The organism is Pseudomonas sp. SDO5591_S426 (genome assembly GCF_054070755.1).
Map to the genome: position 1 here is coordinate 1 of NZ_JBSVXD010000025.1, position 15,609 is coordinate 15,609.

Genomic DNA, 15,609 nt, shown 5'->3' on the forward strand with positions numbered 1-15,609 from the left:
TGATGGAGCGATAGTCGAGATACAAGGAGCTGCCGAAGGCTGCGATCTTTTGATCTTTTAGCTCAACCGAAACCCACCCATCTGCCGCGCCAGATCATCCGCCAACCGCTGCAACGTCTGACAGTCTTCGCGGCAGACTCTCACCTCTCCGGCCGTGGCCCGAGCCAGATCGGAAATCCCCTGCACATTGCGGTTGATCTCTTCCGTCACCGCCGACTGCTCTTCCGTGGCCGTGGCCACTTGATGGTTCATGTCGCTGATACGCTCAACCTGTCCAGTAATCGCAGTCAACGAAGCTCCGGTGCGCTGGCTCGATTCAACGCCTGTGCCGGTTGCCGCTTGACCGCTGTGCATCGATGAAACCGCATTCTCCGCGCCCTGCTTGAGGCTGCCGATCATCTGCTGGATCTCATCCGTGGACGACTGCGTACGCCGCGCCAAGGTCCGCACTTCATCGGCAACCACCGCAAACCCACGTCCCATATCCCCGGCCCGAGCCGCTTCAATGGCCGCATTGAGCGCCAGCAAGTTGGTCTGCTCGGAAATCCCGCGAATCACCGCCAGCACCTGATCGATGGACGCCACCTGATGGGCCAATTCGCCGACCGCAGTGGCGGCAATGCCGATTTCTTCGGACATGCTTTCGATGTGCCGGATCGAACCGCCCACCACTTCCCGTGCCTGCATCGCTTCATCCCGAGCCGTTTGCGAAGCGACCGCCGCATTGCCGGCGTTCTGCGCAATCTCCTGCACGGTCAGGCCCATTTCGTGGACGGCGGTGGCGACCATGTCGGTCATTTCCTGTTGGCGGCCGGAGCGTTCAGCGGTGTTATCCACAACCTTGGCCACTTGGCCCACCGCGATGCGCAGACGCTCGCTGGTGGTCAGCACTTCGCCAATCATGTCTCGCTGACTATCGAGAAAGCGATTGAACCCGCGCGCCAGATCGCCCAGCTCATCGGCGCGGCTGGAATCTAACCGGTGGGTCAAATCTCCACCACCGCTACCGATGGCCACCAGCGCCGCTGTTACCTGACGAATCGGTCGCACCAGCCCACGAGCCAGCAACACCACCAGCAACAGGCAAACCAATGCCACCGCCAGGCCGATGCCACTGCTCATCCACATGGCGCGGCGGGCTTCGGCGTAGATCTGCGACTGTGGCACTTCGGCCACCAGGGTCCAGCCTAGATCGCGCAATGGCAGGCTCAGGGCGAGGAAATCTTCTCCGTCGCGCTGGAAGCCGCTGCTGATGGCAGTTTTTTGACCCATGACCGCTTGTGCGGCATCTGCACCGATTTGCTCGGCCAAGGTGCGTTTACCGCTGAACTGCGCTTCAGGATGAACCTGGATCAAACCGTCGGAACGCACGAGATAGACCTTGCCGTGCTCGCCGAAGCTGAAGTTGTGGATCAGCTCCGAAAGCTCTTTCATGCTCAGGCCAAGCCCGGCTACACCCACAATTTTGCCGGCTTGCTCGACCTTGAGATCGATGAAAAGCGCCAATTCTCCGGTCGCCGTGTCGTTGTCGATATTGAGGGTGCGCGGCTGGTTGCTGTCCAGAAATGCGTAGAACCAGGCATCTTTGGGGTTGGAACGACTGAGGGTCCGGTCCAGGCCTTTCTCGGTGAAGTAATGGTTGGACGCGGTGCCGACAATCAGCGCGGTAAAGGCCTTGTGCTCGGCGCGGATGCCTTCGAGATAGGTGGTAAACGTACCAATCTGGGCACTGTTTTCACCTTCGGCCAGCCAGTCGCGCACCATGCTGTTGCTGGCGATGTCCTTGGCGGCAGTGAGCGGTTGAACGAGGATGCGCTCGATGTCGTTGCGCATCGCTTCGATGCTCGACGGCAAGGCTTGCTCGACCAGATAGCTCTGGGCGAGGCGGTTGACCACAAGGGTATAAATGCCAACCACGATCAGAATACTGACGAGCAGGGCGGTGCCCATACTCAGGATCAACTGCCATTGAATACTGCGTCGCCAGAACTGCATGGAGCACCCCCAAAGAATAAGAGGCTGAAACACTGCAACAGCCGTGCCGATTGTATACAACGCAACCGACAATCTATTCTTTGGTTGTGCGCAAAGCCGATCAGGCCTGATTGATCGTCTTGGAGATCACTTCAACCGTGGCGCTGACTTGCTCTTGGTAACGGTCGAGTTCGAGCTTGTGCTGCTTTTGCATTTCGATCTGCTGGGAGCACAGATTCATCGCGGCCAGTACCAGCAGTCGGTCACCGATCAGCGTCGGGTACTTTCTTTTGGTGTCGGCCAGGGCAGCCTTCAACATCATGGCCGCGTCCAGCAGGGTCTGCTCTTCCCCGGCCGGAGCCTTGATCGAATAGTCCTCCCCCAGGATCGAGACGACTTTCACACCCGGGCCGTAACTCATGCGCTGACTGGGCCAGCGCTGACACGCTCAACCAGGGCCTGGATACGTGCGGCGGTGGCGCCTTGTTTCTCTTCCTGCTCCATCAGGCTCAATTGCAGGCTTTCGTTTTCATCCTTGGCCTGGGCCAGTTCGGCGCTCAGGGTCTGGTTGGTGCCGAGCAGGGTCTGGTTCTGTTGTACCAGGTCGCTGACCAGCTGTTCCAATTGGCTTAGGGATGCTTCCAACATTTTGATTTTCCAGGCATTTTCAAAGGGCGCGTACGATAAAGAAAAGTCACCGTGGATGCCAGGGTTATACGGGCGCAAGGCCTTGATTTTCCTGACGAGTGACCGTTCTTGCGAATTGTAGAGACTGTGATCGGCCCATCTGGTTCCTGCACTTCGTCGCCATGGCGTTTGTGCGGCAAAACCGCGCAGGGCCTCAAGACTTTAGTCGCATGACCGATAAGTCATTCATACGTCAGCCTCGCCACCGCTCTGGTGCGCCCTTTTCGGTAAACACCATGTCCCTTCGTAATATGAATATCGCGCCGCGAGCGTTCCTCGGTTTTGCCCTGATTGGCGGTTTGATGATGCTTCTGGGCGTGTTTGCCCTGAACCAGATGAGCAAGATCCGCGACGCCGCCGAGAACATCACCGTCAGCAGCGTACCGAGCATCAAGAGCCTCGACGAATTCACCCAACTGACCCTGCGCCTGCGCGTGCTGTCCTACCGTTTGCTGGTCAATCGCGAGCCGGACGTTCAGCAAAAAACCATGGAATTGCTGGAGATGCGCAACCAGCAGATCCGCGCCGCCCAGACCACCTACGAAAAACTGATCAGCAGTCCGCAGGAACGTGCGACCTACGATCAATACGTGCAGTTGCTGGCGCAATACCGCCAGATCGAAGACCGGATGAAGACGTTGTCGCGCAACAACCAGGTTGACGAACTACGCAGCCTGCTCAACGCCGACCTGCTGAGCAACTCCGAGGCGGTCAATGCGGTGCTGAACAAGCTGCTTGAGATCAACACCCAGCAGACTCTCGACACCAACCAGCAAGCCGCCGATCAATACGACTCGGCCTTCAATCTGGTGATCACCCTGCTCGTCATCGCCACCGGCCTGACCATTCTGTTCGCCTGGCTGCTGACCAACAGCATCACAAAACCGATCGCCAATGCCTTGAATGCCGCCGAGCAGATCGCCGAAGGCAACCTGACGCGCCCGATCACCGTCGACGGTGAAGACGAGGCCGGTCGCTTGCTGCTGGCGATGTCGAAGATGCAGGACAAGCTGCGCGACACCCTGCAACGGATTTCCGGTTCGGCCACGCAGTTGGCCTCCGCCGCCGAAGAACTCAACAGCGTCACCGACGAAAGCGCCCGTGGCCTGACCCAGCAGAACAACGAAATTGAACAGGCCGCCACGGCGGTCAACGAAATGACCAGCGCCGTGGAAGAAGTTGCGCGCAACGCGGTCAGCACCTCCGAAGCCTCGAAGAACGCCACCACATCCGCCGGTGACGGCCGCGACCTGGTGCAGGAAACCGTGAGCGCCATCGAGCGCATGAGCGCCGATGTGCAGAGCACTGCGACTTTGATTGGTGACTTGGCCAACGAGTCCCGCGACATCGGCAAGGTGCTGGACGTGATTCGCGGCCTGGCCGACCAGACCAACCTGCTGGCTCTCAACGCCGCGATTGAAGCGGCGCGTGCCGGTGAAGCCGGTCGTGGTTTCGCCGTGGTTGCCGACGAAGTTCGAGCCTTGGCCCATCGCACCCAGCAATCGACCAGCGAAATCGAACGCATGATCGGCAGCATCCAGAGCGGCACCGAACACGCCGTGGATTCGATGCGCAACAGCACCGAGCGCGCCGAGTCGACCCTGAACATCGCCCGTGGTGCGGGAATGTCGCTGGACACCATCAACAGCGCCATCGTCGAAATCAACGAGCGCAACCTGGTGATCGCCAGCGCCGCCGAAGAGCAGGCGCAAGTGGCCCGCGAAGTGGATCGCAATCTGGTGAACATTCGTGATCTGTCGGTGCAATCGGCCACCGGCGCCAACCAGACCAGCGCGGCGAGCAATGAGTTGTCGCGCTTGGCGGTGGACCTGAACACCATGGTTGGACGGTTTAGCCTGTAACCGCTCTCTGTAGGAGCGAGCTCGCTCGCGATGATTTCAATAACAACGCGCCGAACCAGACTGCTCGCGTTATCGTTGACGTCCATCGCGAGCAAGCTCGCTCCTACAGTCCTGCAAAAGCTTTTTGACAGCATCACATTTCAACAGGTTAGAATCGCTGGCACGCAGACTGCATGGTCAGTTTGTGCCCGCCTTTCAGCTTTCTGGAGTACTGCCTTTGAATGCGACGACCATCAACAGCCTGTTCTTGATCGGCGCGTTGCTGGTAGGTGCAAGCATTCTGGTGAGTTCACTTTCGTCCCGCCTCGGCATCCCGATTCTGGTGATCATCCTGGCCGTTGGCATGGCGGCAGGCGTCGATGGCGGCGGCATTATTTTCGATAACTACCCAACGGCTTATCTGGTCGGCAACCTCGCGTTGGCGGTGATCCTGCTCGACGGCGGTTTGCGCACGCGGGTGTCGAGTTTCCGCGTGGCGTTATGGCCGGCACTGTCGCTGGCCACGGTCGGCGTGTTGATCACCACCGGGCTGACCGGCATGGCCGCGGCCTGGCTGTTCGACCTGAACCTGATTCAGGGCCTGCTGATCGGCGCCATTGTCGGCTCCACCGACGCCGCGGCGGTGTTCTCGCTGCTGGGCGGCAAAGGCCTGAACGAACGGGTGACCGCCAGCCTGGAAATCGAATCCGGCAGCAACGACCCGATGGCGGTGTTCCTCACCGTGACCCTGATCGACATGCTCGCCAGCGGCCAGACCGGCCTGCACTGGAGCCTGCTGACGCACCTGCTGCGCGAGTTCGGCATCGGTGGCGTCATCGGTCTGGGCGGTGGCTGGCTGATGCTGCAACTGGTCAACCGAATCAACCTGGCCACCGGCCTGTATCCGATCCTGGTCATCGCCGGTGGTCTGGTGGTGTTTGCCCTGACCAACGCCTTGCACGGCAGCGGCTTCCTCGCGGTGTACCTGTGTGGCCTGATGATCGGCAACCGCCCGGTGCGCAGCCGTCACGGCATCTTGCACATGCTCGACGGCATGGCTTGGCTGGCGCAGATCGGCATGTTTTTGGTGCTGGGGCTGCTGGTCACGCCCCATGACTTACTGCCGATTGCCCTGCCGGCACTGGCGCTCGCGCTGTGGATGATTCTGTTTGCCCGGCCGCTGTCGGTGGTGGTTGGCTTGCTGCCGTTCAAGGCGTTCCATGGCCGCGAGAAGGCGTTCATTTCCTGGGTTGGCCTGCGTGGCGCGGTCCCGATCATCCTGGCGGTGTTCCCGTTGATGGCCGGCCTGCCCAACGCCCAACTGTATTTCAACCTCGCCTTCTTTATCGTGCTGGTGTCGCTGTTGGTGCAAGGCACAAGCCTGCCGTGGGTCGCCAAGCTGCTGAAGGTGACGGTGCCGCCGGAGCCCGCGCCGATCTCCCGATCCGCTCTCGAAGTGCATGTCACCAGTGAGTGGGAACTGTTCGTTTATCGCCTCGGTGCCGAAAAATGGTGCATCGGATCGCCCCTTCGCGAACTGAAAATGCCCGAAGGCACCCGTATCGCGGCCCTGTTTCGTGGCCAACAACTGCTCCATCCGTCGGGTAGTACGGTGCTGGAAGTCGATGATTTGCTGTGTGTTATCGGCCACGAACACAACCTTCCGGCCCTCGGAAAGCTATTCAGCCAGGCGCCGCAACGGGGCCTCGATTTGCGCTTCTTCGGCGACTTCGTACTCGAAGGAGACGCCCAGCTGGCCGCAGTTGCTGCCCTGTACGGGTTAAAGGTCGAAGGCATCGATCCGGAGATGTCCCTGGGCAAGTTCATTGCCCAGAAAGTGGGGGGTGCTCCGGTAGTCGGCGACCAGGTGGAATGGAACAACACCATCTGGACCGTCGCGGTCATGGAAGGGAACAAGATCGGCAAAGTGGGCGTCAGATTCCCCGAAGGAAGTCGCCCGGGTCCGGGCTTGTTCCTCTAAACTCCATTCTTCGCCTCGTATTTGATCGGTCTTTATGTCAAGCCTGCGCACCTTTTTCATCATGGCCCTTTTGGGCCTGAGCCTCTCTGTCGGCACCTTGCAAGCCGCCGAACCGCCCACCCGCGAATCCGTACAGACGAGTCTGGACAAGATCGCTGACCGCAAACTGCCGGAGGCGGATCAAAAGGCTTTGCAGTCCGTTCTGCAAGGCACGCTGACGCAGCTCAACAACAAGCGTGACTACGAGCAGAAACTCAGCGACCTCAAGCAACAACTGGCCACGGCGCCCAAGCAAACCATCGAGAACCAGCGTGAGCTGACGCGTCTCAAGGCCAGTGCCGTGGTGCCGGTGGCGCAACGCTTTACCAAGGAGTCGATTCAGCAGCTCGAGCAAATGCTCACCGAGCGCTCGACCCAGCAAAGCGATCTACAGAAAGCTCTGGCCGACGCCAACAGCCTGATCATCACCGCCCAGACCCGCCCCGAACGCGCCCAGGCCGAAATCTCCGCCAGCCAGACACGCATCCAGCAGATCAACAACATCCTCAAGACCGGCAAAGACGCCGGCAAGACCTTGAGCGCCGAGCAGCGCGACCAGCTCAACGCCGAGCTGGCGGCACTCAACGCACTGATTCCGCTGCGTCGCCAGGAACTGGCCGGCAATACCCAGCTGCAAGACCTGGGCAACAGCCAGCATGACCTGTTGTCGGAACGATCCGACCGCCTGGACCAGGAAATCCAGGACCTGCAAAACCTGATCAACCAGAAGCGTCTGGCGCAGTCCCAGGAAACGGTTACCCAACAGTCGATCGAAGCGCAAAAGGCCGGTGGCAGCAGCCTGTTGGCCACTGAAAGCGCGGCCAACCTGAAGCTCTCGGACTACCTGCTCAAAAGCACTGACCGCCTCAACGAAGTCACCCAGCAGAACCTGCAGACCAAGCAACAGCTGGACAGCGTGACGCAAAGCGATGCGGCGCTGGACGAACAGATCAACGTGCTCAAGGGCAGCCTGCTGCTCTCGAAGATTCTCTATAAACAGAAACTGGCATTGCCGCGTCTCAAGGTCGACCGCGACCTGGCCGACCAGATCGCCGACATTCGCCTGTATCAGTTCGAAGTCAGCCAGCAACGGGAGTTGCTCAGCAACCCGGCTACTTACGTCGACAATTTGCTGTCGACCCAGCCGCCTGAGCAGGTCACTCCGCAGCTACGCAAGAGCCTGCTGGAGCTGGCGACCACCCGCGCCGACCTGCTGGAGCGCCTGAACCGCGAATTGAGCGCGGTACTCAACGAGTCCATCACCCTGCAACTGAACCAGAAACAACTGCTCAGCACCGCGCAAAGCCTGCGGGCGACGCTGGACGAACAGATGTTCTGGATCCCCAGCAACAAACCGCTGGACCTGGAATGGATACGCGCCGTGCCGGATCGCCTGGAACGTCAGGTCACGACACTGCCTTGGGCTTCCAGCCTCAGCGAACTGACTGACGGCCTGACCCAGCGGCCGCTGCTGTTCCTGCCGCTGGCATTGCTGATCGGTGCGTTGCTGTGGCGTCGCAAGAGTCTGTATGCCCGGTTGAACAAGGTTCACCAGGACATCGGCCACTTCAAGCGCGACAGCCAGTGGCACACGCCGCAGGCAATTCTGATCAACATCCTGCTGGCGATGCCGGTGGCGCTGGGCCTGGCCCTGTGCGGCTTGGCTCTGCAAATCGACGCCCGGGGGCAAAACGCGAACATGGGCGCGGCCCTGCTGCAAATGGCCCAGGCCTGGCTGGTGTTCTACACCGCGTATCGGATTCTGGCGCCGGGTGGCGTGGCGGAACTGCATTTCCGTTGGGAAAAGCCTCAGGTCGAATTCCTCCGAGGCTGGATCCGTCGCCTCGGCATCGTGGTCATGGCGCTGGTGGCGGTGGTTGCGGTCGCCGAACTGCAACCGGCAACACTGGCCGACGACGTGCTCGGCATGCCGGTGGTACTGACCTGCTACGCGATGATGACCTGGCTGCTCGGTCGCCTGCTGATCAGCAGCCCGACCCACGACAGCACGCCGCTGTTCCGCAAGTTCATGGCCATCATGTTCACCGCCCTCCCCGTCGCGTTGTTCGTGGCCGTGTGCTTCGGCTACTACTACACCGCGCTGAAACTCAGCGACCGATTGATCAACACCTTGTACCTGCTGATGTTCTGGCTGGTGATCGAAGCCACGTTCGTCCGCGGCCTGAGCGTGGCGGCACGGCGCCTGGCCTACCAGCGCGCCCTCGCCAAACGTCAGGCGGCGAAAGAGGCCGGCGATGGCGAAGCGGTGATCGAAGAGCCGACCATGGACATCGAAAAGGTCAACGAACAGTCCCTGCGCCTGATTCGCCTGGCACTGCTCGGTGGCTTCATGGCGTTGCTGTACTGGGTCTGGGCCGACCTGATCACCGTGTTCTCGTACCTGGACAACGTGACCCTCTACGAATACACCAGCGGCACCGGCGCCAACATGAGCATGGTGCCGATCAGCATCGGCGACATGCTCGGCGCGCTGATCATCATCGGCATCACCTTCGCCCTGGCGCGCAACCTGCCCGGTCTGCTCGAAGTGTTCGTGCTATCGAAGCTGAACCTGGCCCAGGGCAGCGCCTACGCCACCACCACGTTGCTGTCGTATGTGATTGCCGGTGTCGGTTTCGTCTCGACCCTGTCGACCCTCGGCGTGAGCTGGGACAAGTTGCAATGGCTGGTGGCGGCGCTGTCGGTCGGCCTCGGCTTCGGCATGCAGGAGATCTTCGCCAACTTCATCTCCGGCATCATGATCCTCTTCGAGCGTCCGGTGCGGATCGGCGACACCATCACCATCGGTAACCTGTCGGGCACCGTGAGCAAGATCCGCATCCGCGCCACGACCATCACCGACTTCGACCGCAAGGACATCATCGTCCCGAACAAGACGTTCATTACCGGCCAACTGATCAACTGGTCGCTGACCGACACCATCACCCGGGTGACCCTCAAGCTTGGCGTCGATTACGGTTCGGACCTGGATCTGGTGAAAGAACTGCTGCTCAAGGCAGCGCGCGATAACCCACGTGTGCTGAAAGATCCGGAACCTCACGTGTACTTCCTGAACTTCGGTGAAAGCACTCTCGACCACGAATTGCGCATGCACGTGCGCGATCTCGGCGACCGCAACCCGGTACTCGATGAGGTCAACCGCTTCATCAACCGCGAGTTCAAGAAGCAGCACATCAACATCTCGTTCCGGCAGATGGAGGTTTACCTCAAGAACCTCCACGGCCAGGAATACAAGATGGTGCCGATCGAACCGGAAACGAAAACCATCGTGCCGCTGACGGATGGCAAACAACCGCCGCAAATGCCCCCCGCCGCCAAGCTCGACTAACCGGCCTTTCCCCAGCAGAATGCTCGGACATTCTGCTGGAGCCGGCCCTTGAAAGCCCTCGACGAACTGACCTTCGATAACCGCTTCGACCGCCTGGGCGATACGTTTTCCGCCCACGTGCTGCCCGAGCCGATCGACAACCCACGCCTCGTAGTCGCCAGTCCCGCCGCCATGGCGCTGCTGGATCTCGACCCGGCCGTGGCCGAAACACCGGAGTTCGCCGAGCTGTTCAGCGGCCACAAGCTCTGGGCCGACGCGGTTCCGCGGGCGATGGTCTATTCCGGGCATCAATTCGGCTCGTACAACCCGCAGTTGGGCGACGGTCGTGGCCTGCTGCTCGGCGAGGTCTACAACGAAGCCGGCGAACATTGGGACCTGCATCTCAAGGGTGCCGGCCAGACGCCGTTTTCACGCATGGGCGATGGCCGCGCGGTGCTGCGCTCCTCGATTCGCGAATTCCTCGCCTCTGAGGCCCTGCATGCGCTTAACATCCCGACCACCCGGGCATTGTGCGTGATCGGCTCCGACACCCCGGTGTGGCGCGAGAAACAGGAACGCGCCGCCATGGTTCTGCGCCTGGCGCCGAGCCACGTGCGCTTCGGGCATTTCGAATATTTCTACTACACCAAACGCCCCGAGAAGCAGAAAGAACTCGGCGATCATGTGCTGGCCAACCATTTCCCCGAATGCCTGGAGCAACCGGAACCGTATCTAGCGATGTTCCACGAAATCGTCGAGCGCAACGCCGAGCTGATCGCCAAATGGCAGGCCTACGGTTTCTGCCACGGCGTGATGAACACCGACAACATGTCGATCCTCGGCATCACCTTCGACTTCGGCCCGTTCGCCTTCCTCGACGACTTCGACGCCAATTTCATCTGTAACCACTCCGATGATCAGGGCCGCTACTCCTTCAGCAACCAGGTGCCGATCGGCCAATGGAACCTCAGCGCCCTGGCCCAATCCCTGACGCCGTTCATCAGCGTCGAAGCGTTGCGCGAAACCCTCGGCCTGTACCTGCCGCTGTTCCAGGCTCATTACCTGGACCTGATGCGCCGCCGGCTGGGCCTGACCACCGCCGAAGACGACGACCAGAAACTGCTGGAACACCTGCTGCAACTGATGCAGAACAGCGGCGTCGATTACAGCCTGTTCTTCCGTCGCCTTGGCGAGGAATCACCCCAAGCCGCTATCGCTCGCTTGCGCGATGACTTCGTCGATATCAAGGGCTTCGATGCCTGGGGCGAGCTTTACATCGACCGGGTTGCCCGCGAAGGCGAGCTGGATCAGGAACAGCGTCGCGAGCGGATGCACGCGGTCAATCCGCTGTACATCCTGCGCAACTACCTGGCGCAAAAGGCTATCGATGCGGCGGAGAGTGGCGACTACTCGGAGGTTCGGCGCCTGCATGCCGTGCTGAGCAACCCGTTCGAGGAACAGCCGGGAATGGAAAGCTATGCCGAACGGCCGCCGGAGTGGGGCAAGCATCTGGAGATCAGTTGTTCTTCCTGAATCCGGTCAGATGAAGGTTTCCACCGACACACCAAAGCGTTCGGCCAACCAGCGGATCTGCCGCAGGTTGAGCTGACGCTTGCCGCTCAGAATCTCGGATACCACCGATTGGGTGCCGACACCGGGCAAGTCGCTTTGGGTCAGACCGTGGTCGCGCATCAAGTAGCCAAGAATGTCGGCCCCACTGGGCTTCGGCATAGGGTGATGTTTGTGATCCCACTCCTCAATCCAGTCACCGATGATATCCACCAGACTCATGAGCGGATGGGACTCATCATCGCCGGTCATCTCAAGCAACTCGTCCAGCGCCTGCGCCAGCAAGTCATAATCGTCTTCGTTTTTCGGTTTACGAAGTAACGGCGAAACGAACTCCCAATGCTCCGCAGCTCTCTTAATCAGGACACTCATGCTCTTTCCTCCTTCCATTTTCCGCGGTCATATTCGCGGTGATCCAGCACATGCTTGATATAAAGCTTTTGCGATCGATACCTGACAAAAGCGATCAGCCGCAGCTTGTTGCCACCAATATCAAAAACATGAAACTCACCCACCTTGTCGACGGCAGGAAACAAGGCCCTCATCGCCGCAAAATCCTGCGGCTTACTTCCTTTGACCAATTGATACCAATGATCCAGTGCAGTAGCTGCCCTTGGCCATTTGGTAGCGGCTTCACGTATTCGTTTTTCGGTGATGACATGCATGCAACATCCTTATCGCATTCTGCTATGGGGAGTTAATCACAGATCAAAAATATCGCAAGTTGCGATATCCACTACAAGACCAGTGGCCTGATCGAGTAGGACTCAGCCTAGTTTTATCGCCGCCCCCTGCACGATTGAAAATGTGAGCAGACGTCTCCAAATAGGACTAATCGGATTCTTCACAGGACCACCTACATGTCTGACCCACTGCTCATCCCCTGCCCCCACTGCAACGGCCTCAACCGCATTCCCGCCGAGCGCCTCAACGACCATCCAAAATGCGGACGCTGCAAGGCCGAAGTCCTGCTGAACAAGCCTTTCGAATTGAAACAGGGCGACTATGCCAGCCAGATCAAGGGCGACCTGCCGTTGCTGGTGGACGTGTGGGCGGACTGGTGCGGGCCGTGCAAGTCGTTTGCGCCGGTGTTTGAGCAGGCGGCGGCGCAACTGGCGGGCAAATGCCGATTGGCCAAGCTGGACAGCGAGGCGAATCAGCAGCTGTCGGCACAGCTGGGGATTCGTTCGATTCCGAGCCTGATTCTGTTCAAGAACGGCCGGGAAGTTGCACGCCAGAGCGGGGCCTTCCCGTTACCGCAATTGATGAGCTGGTTGCGCAGTCAGGGCATCTGAGTCGCCCTGACAGGTTTTCAGGCATTTTCCAGCAGGTTATGCAGCTCGACGAATTGCTGGGTCAGCTTGTGTCGTGGGTCGAGGTGGATCAGCGGTGTGTTGGCCTGGTGAGATTCGCGCATGCGCACCGAGCTTGCCAGATACACCGGCAACACCGGCAGGCCTTCGGCGATCAGTTCGTCGAGGATTTGCTGCGGCAGGCTGGCACGGGCCTGAAACTGGTTGACGACAATGCCTTCCACTTCCAGCCCTTCGTTATGGTCCTCCTTCAGTTCTTCGATTTCCGCCAGCAGGCCGTACAGCGCCTGACGCGAGAAACTGTCGCAATCGAAGGGAATCAGCACACGATCGGCGGCAATCAACGCTGAAACCGCATAAAAGTTCAGCGCAGGCGGCGTATCGAGGTAAATCCGGTCGTAGTCTTCGCTCAGCTCTTCAAGCAACTTACGCAGCTTGTTGATCTTGTGCTTGGCCTCAAGCTTTGGCTGCAAGTCAGCCAGCTCAGCGGTAGCGGTCACGACGTGGAGGTTGTCGAACGGGGTTTCGTAGATGTCGACCTGATTCTTCTTGGAGAACGGCCCGGACGACAGGGTCTGCTTGAAGAAATCGGCAATGCCCATCGGGATGTCACTGCCGGTGAGCCCTGTCAGGTATTGAGTGGAGTTGGCCTGGGCATCGAGATCCACCAACAAGGTGCGAAAGCCCTCGCTGGCGCTGACCGCCGCCAGATTGCAGGCAATGCTGGATTTGCCCACGCCACCTTTCTGATTGAACACCACGCGCCGCATGTCAAAACCTCCGTGTACCAAAGAATGACCGAGTGTAGTGTTCCACAGCGCTGCTTAGCTACCTCGCAGGCATGGGACTACACGGTCAGTCGTCATCTCTTGCGAAAAAACCGGCAAACATCCCGCTCAATCGCAACCAGAACCGACAGACGGGGTGATGAAAACGTGAATAATTGCCAAACGTTCAATTTTTGCGAACTAACCGGTACATCTCATTGAGCAAAATGTAACCAGCATTTGCTACACGTTCCCGGCACCGGGATAATGCGCACCACTCGGCGCCCAGCGCCACGTAGGTGTGCCGTGCATTTTGCGCCACTCACCGCGTCAACGGAGCCCGCAGGGGCGGGATGAATGTCTGTGATCAATTTCAACATCGCCCAGTGGCGCGCGTGGGCCCCGGGGCTCGAAAGCGTGGACGATTGGCAAGCCTGGAGTCGACAGCCGGTCGTACTGCCGGCCAGCGATGCCGCTCCTGACGTATCGTTCCTGCCCGCGATGCAACGCCGGCGCCTGAGCCGACTGGCGCGAATGGCGTTCTATGTCGGCTGGCCCCTGGCCGAAGGCCGCCAGGACCTGCCGCTGGTCTTTGTTTCCCGGCACGGTGAAACGCCGCGCACCTTTGACATTCTCAGCGATCTGGCCGTCGAACAGCCGCTGTCGCCGACGCAGTTCAGTCTGTCAGTGCACAACGCGATCATTGGCCTTTGGTCGATCATGCGCGGCGAAACCAGCGAAATGACCGCCCTCGCCGCCGCTGGGGATGGCCTTGAACACGGCATGCTGGAGGCAGCAGCCCTGCTCAACGAAGGCGCACCAGCCGTATTGCTGGTGGTGACCGAAGAACAACCGCCCGAGGCTTACTCGACGTGGATCGATGACGTGCCGTTCCCGTACGCAGTCGGGCTGCTGATCACACCCGGCAATGACTGGCAGCTGTCCCTGAACAGCCCCACGGATGCGTTGTCCAAACCCCGTTGGCCCCACGCACTGAATCTGTTAAGTGCGCTGTTGGGCCAGCAAACCACCTGCCAACATGCCTGGAAAAATCGTGTATGGACCTGGCAACGCAACCCATGACCGAAAAGAACCGCGACGCCTATTACTGGCGCCTGCTGGCCACCGCCGCAAGCTTCGCCCTGTTCGGGCTTGGCGGGTTGTGCCTGCGCGTGGTTGTTTTCCCCCTGCTCGCCTGCCTGCCGGGCGATGCCCGGACCCACCGGCTGCGCGCGCGGCAGACGGTCAGCCGCTGCTTCTGGTTTTTCGTGCAATTCATGAACCGCGCCGGCGTGCTCACCTATGACATTCAAGGCGCCGAGAAACTCGGGCGCCCGGGACAGATGATCATCGCCAATCACCCGTCGCTGATCGACGTGGTGTTCCTGATCGGGCTGGTGCGTCACGCCAACTGCGTGGTCAAGCAGAGTCTCTGGGAAAACCCCTTCACCCGCGGCCCGCTGCGGCGCACCGAATACATCAGCAACGACGGCAGCATGGACATGCTCGATGCCGCCGCCGACGCCCTCAAAGAGGGTCAAACCCTGATCATCTTTCCCGAAGGCACCCGCACCCAGCCGGGCCAGGCGCCGGCCTTTCATCGGGGGGGAGCGGCAATTGCCGTGCGGGGTGCGAAAATCCTCACCCCCGTGGTGATCAAGGTCAGTCCGACCACATTGACCAAGGCCGAGCCCTGGTATCGGATCCCAAAGCGTCGCGTGCACTTCAGTTTCCGCGTCGGGGCCGATATAGACCCACAAGCCTTCGCCGCGCTGGGCCCAGCCCCACAGGCCTCGCGCAAGCTCAACGATTATCTGCATTCTTACTTTATCAAGGAGCTCGCCGAAGATGAGCGATCTGCACCGTGAAATCAAAGACCTGATCATCGACGCCCTGGGCCTCGAAGACATCAGCGCCGAAGACATCGGCAACGACCAGACGCTGTTCGGCGAAGGCCTGGGCCTGGACTCGGTGGACGCACTGGAGCTGGGCCTGGCCATCCAGAAAAAGTACGGCATCAAAATCGATGCCGACGCCAAAGACACCCGCAACCACTTCAGCAACGTGGCGAGCCTTGCGGCGTTCGTCACTGCAAAACAGGCAGCTTGAG

General features: G+C 60.0%; 14 protein-coding genes and 2 pseudogenes. 9 read left to right on the forward strand and 7 right to left on the reverse strand.

What is annotated here, in order from left to right:
* Positions 1 to 57: 57 nt before the first annotated feature.
* The 4 genes and pseudogenes from ACW9JC_RS07945 to ACW9JC_RS07960 form a co-directional block, all read right to left on the reverse strand.
* Positions 58 to 903 (reverse strand): methyl-accepting chemotaxis protein, encoded by an 846-nt coding sequence (locus ACW9JC_RS07945; protein WP_457454585.1) that lies wholly within the window; start codon positions 901 to 903, stop codon positions 58 to 60.
* 18 nt (positions 904 to 921) lie between these two features.
* Positions 922 to 1,995 (reverse strand): annotated as a pseudogene (locus ACW9JC_RS07950) (HAMP domain-containing protein); the annotation flags it as partial.
* Positions 1,996 to 2,095: 100 nt separating this feature from the next.
* The gene (locus ACW9JC_RS07955) at positions 2,096 to 2,395 is read right to left on the reverse strand and encodes a cell division protein ZapA (protein WP_338584357.1); all 300 of its coding nucleotides are present in this window, start codon (positions 2,393 to 2,395) and stop codon (positions 2,096 to 2,098) included.
* Positions 2,392 to 2,622: a hypothetical protein gene (locus ACW9JC_RS07960; protein WP_008149645.1), complete on the reverse strand. Its 231-nt coding sequence runs from the start codon at positions 2,620 to 2,622 to the stop codon at positions 2,392 to 2,394. The genes ACW9JC_RS07955 and ACW9JC_RS07960 overlap by 4 nt, the downstream gene beginning before the upstream one ends.
* Before the next feature lie 290 nt (positions 2,623 to 2,912).
* Between ACW9JC_RS07960 and ACW9JC_RS07965 the strand changes: the two are divergent.
* The 5 genes and pseudogenes from ACW9JC_RS07965 to selO form a co-directional block, all read left to right on the forward strand.
* Positions 2,913 to 3,668 (forward strand): annotated as a pseudogene (locus tag ACW9JC_RS07965) (MCP four helix bundle domain-containing protein); the annotation flags it as partial.
* The gene (locus tag ACW9JC_RS07970) at positions 3,660 to 4,523 is read left to right on the forward strand and encodes a methyl-accepting chemotaxis protein (protein ID WP_371850925.1); all 864 of its coding nucleotides are present in this window, start codon (positions 3,660 to 3,662) and stop codon (positions 4,521 to 4,523) included. The pseudogene ACW9JC_RS07965 and the gene ACW9JC_RS07970, both read left to right, overlap by 9 nt.
* A gap of 217 nt (positions 4,524 to 4,740) precedes the next feature.
* Positions 4,741 to 6,483, forward strand: a complete 1,743-nt coding sequence (locus ACW9JC_RS07975) for a potassium/proton antiporter (RefSeq protein WP_338584355.1) — start codon at positions 4,741 to 4,743, stop codon at positions 6,481 to 6,483.
* Positions 6,484 to 6,517: 34 nt separating this feature from the next.
* On the forward strand, positions 6,518 to 9,871 hold the full coding sequence (gene mscK / locus ACW9JC_RS07980; RefSeq protein ID WP_457454531.1) for a mechanosensitive channel MscK: 3,354 nt from the start codon (positions 6,518 to 6,520) through the stop codon (positions 9,869 to 9,871).
* A 48-nt stretch (positions 9,872 to 9,919) separates the two neighbouring features.
* On the forward strand, positions 9,920 to 11,383 hold the full coding sequence (gene selO / locus ACW9JC_RS07985) for a protein adenylyltransferase SelO (protein ID WP_457454533.1): 1,464 nt from the start codon (positions 9,920 to 9,922) through the stop codon (positions 11,381 to 11,383).
* A 6-nt stretch (positions 11,384 to 11,389) separates the two neighbouring features.
* On the opposite strand, the gene ACW9JC_RS07990 is transcribed toward selO, so the two are convergent.
* Complete coding sequence (locus tag ACW9JC_RS07990; RefSeq protein ID WP_416127307.1) at positions 11,390 to 11,791, reverse strand: helix-turn-helix domain-containing protein; 402 nt, start codon at positions 11,789 to 11,791, stop codon at positions 11,390 to 11,392.
* A complete protein-coding gene (locus tag ACW9JC_RS07995) occupies positions 11,788 to 12,084 on the reverse strand; it encodes a type II toxin-antitoxin system HigB family toxin (RefSeq protein WP_457454535.1) in 297 nt (98 codons plus the stop codon). Before ACW9JC_RS07995 ends, ACW9JC_RS07990 begins: the two co-directional genes overlap by 4 nt.
* A gap of 195 nt (positions 12,085 to 12,279) precedes the next feature.
* On the opposite strand from ACW9JC_RS07995, the gene trxC reads away from it, so the two are divergent.
* Positions 12,280 to 12,714, forward strand: a complete 435-nt coding sequence (trxC, locus tag ACW9JC_RS08000) for a thioredoxin TrxC (RefSeq protein ID WP_416127309.1) — start codon at positions 12,280 to 12,282, stop codon at positions 12,712 to 12,714.
* 17 nt (positions 12,715 to 12,731) lie between these two features.
* On the opposite strand, the gene ACW9JC_RS08005 is transcribed toward trxC, so the two are convergent.
* On the reverse strand, positions 12,732 to 13,502 hold the full coding sequence (locus tag ACW9JC_RS08005; protein WP_416127310.1) for a ParA family protein: 771 nt from the start codon (positions 13,500 to 13,502) through the stop codon (positions 12,732 to 12,734).
* A gap of 354 nt (positions 13,503 to 13,856) precedes the next feature.
* On the opposite strand from ACW9JC_RS08005, the gene ACW9JC_RS08010 reads away from it, so the two are divergent.
* Genes ACW9JC_RS08010 through ACW9JC_RS08020 form a run of 3 tightly spaced genes read left to right on the forward strand, consistent with a single transcriptional unit; the run spans position 13,857 to position 15,608 of the window.
* Positions 13,857 to 14,582: a beta-ketoacyl synthase chain length factor gene (locus ACW9JC_RS08010; protein ID WP_457454538.1), complete on the forward strand. Its 726-nt coding sequence runs from the start codon at positions 13,857 to 13,859 to the stop codon at positions 14,580 to 14,582.
* Positions 14,558 to 15,367 (forward strand): lysophospholipid acyltransferase family protein, encoded by an 810-nt coding sequence (locus ACW9JC_RS08015; RefSeq protein WP_457454539.1) that lies wholly within the window; start codon positions 14,558 to 14,560, stop codon positions 15,365 to 15,367. Before ACW9JC_RS08010 ends, ACW9JC_RS08015 begins: the two co-directional genes overlap by 25 nt.
* Positions 15,348 to 15,608, forward strand: coding sequence for a phosphopantetheine-binding protein (locus tag ACW9JC_RS08020; protein ID WP_448106079.1), 261 nt, complete (start codon positions 15,348 to 15,350; stop codon positions 15,606 to 15,608). The genes ACW9JC_RS08015 and ACW9JC_RS08020 overlap by 20 nt, the downstream gene beginning before the upstream one ends.
* The last annotated feature ends 1 nt before the right edge of the window (position 15,609 follow it).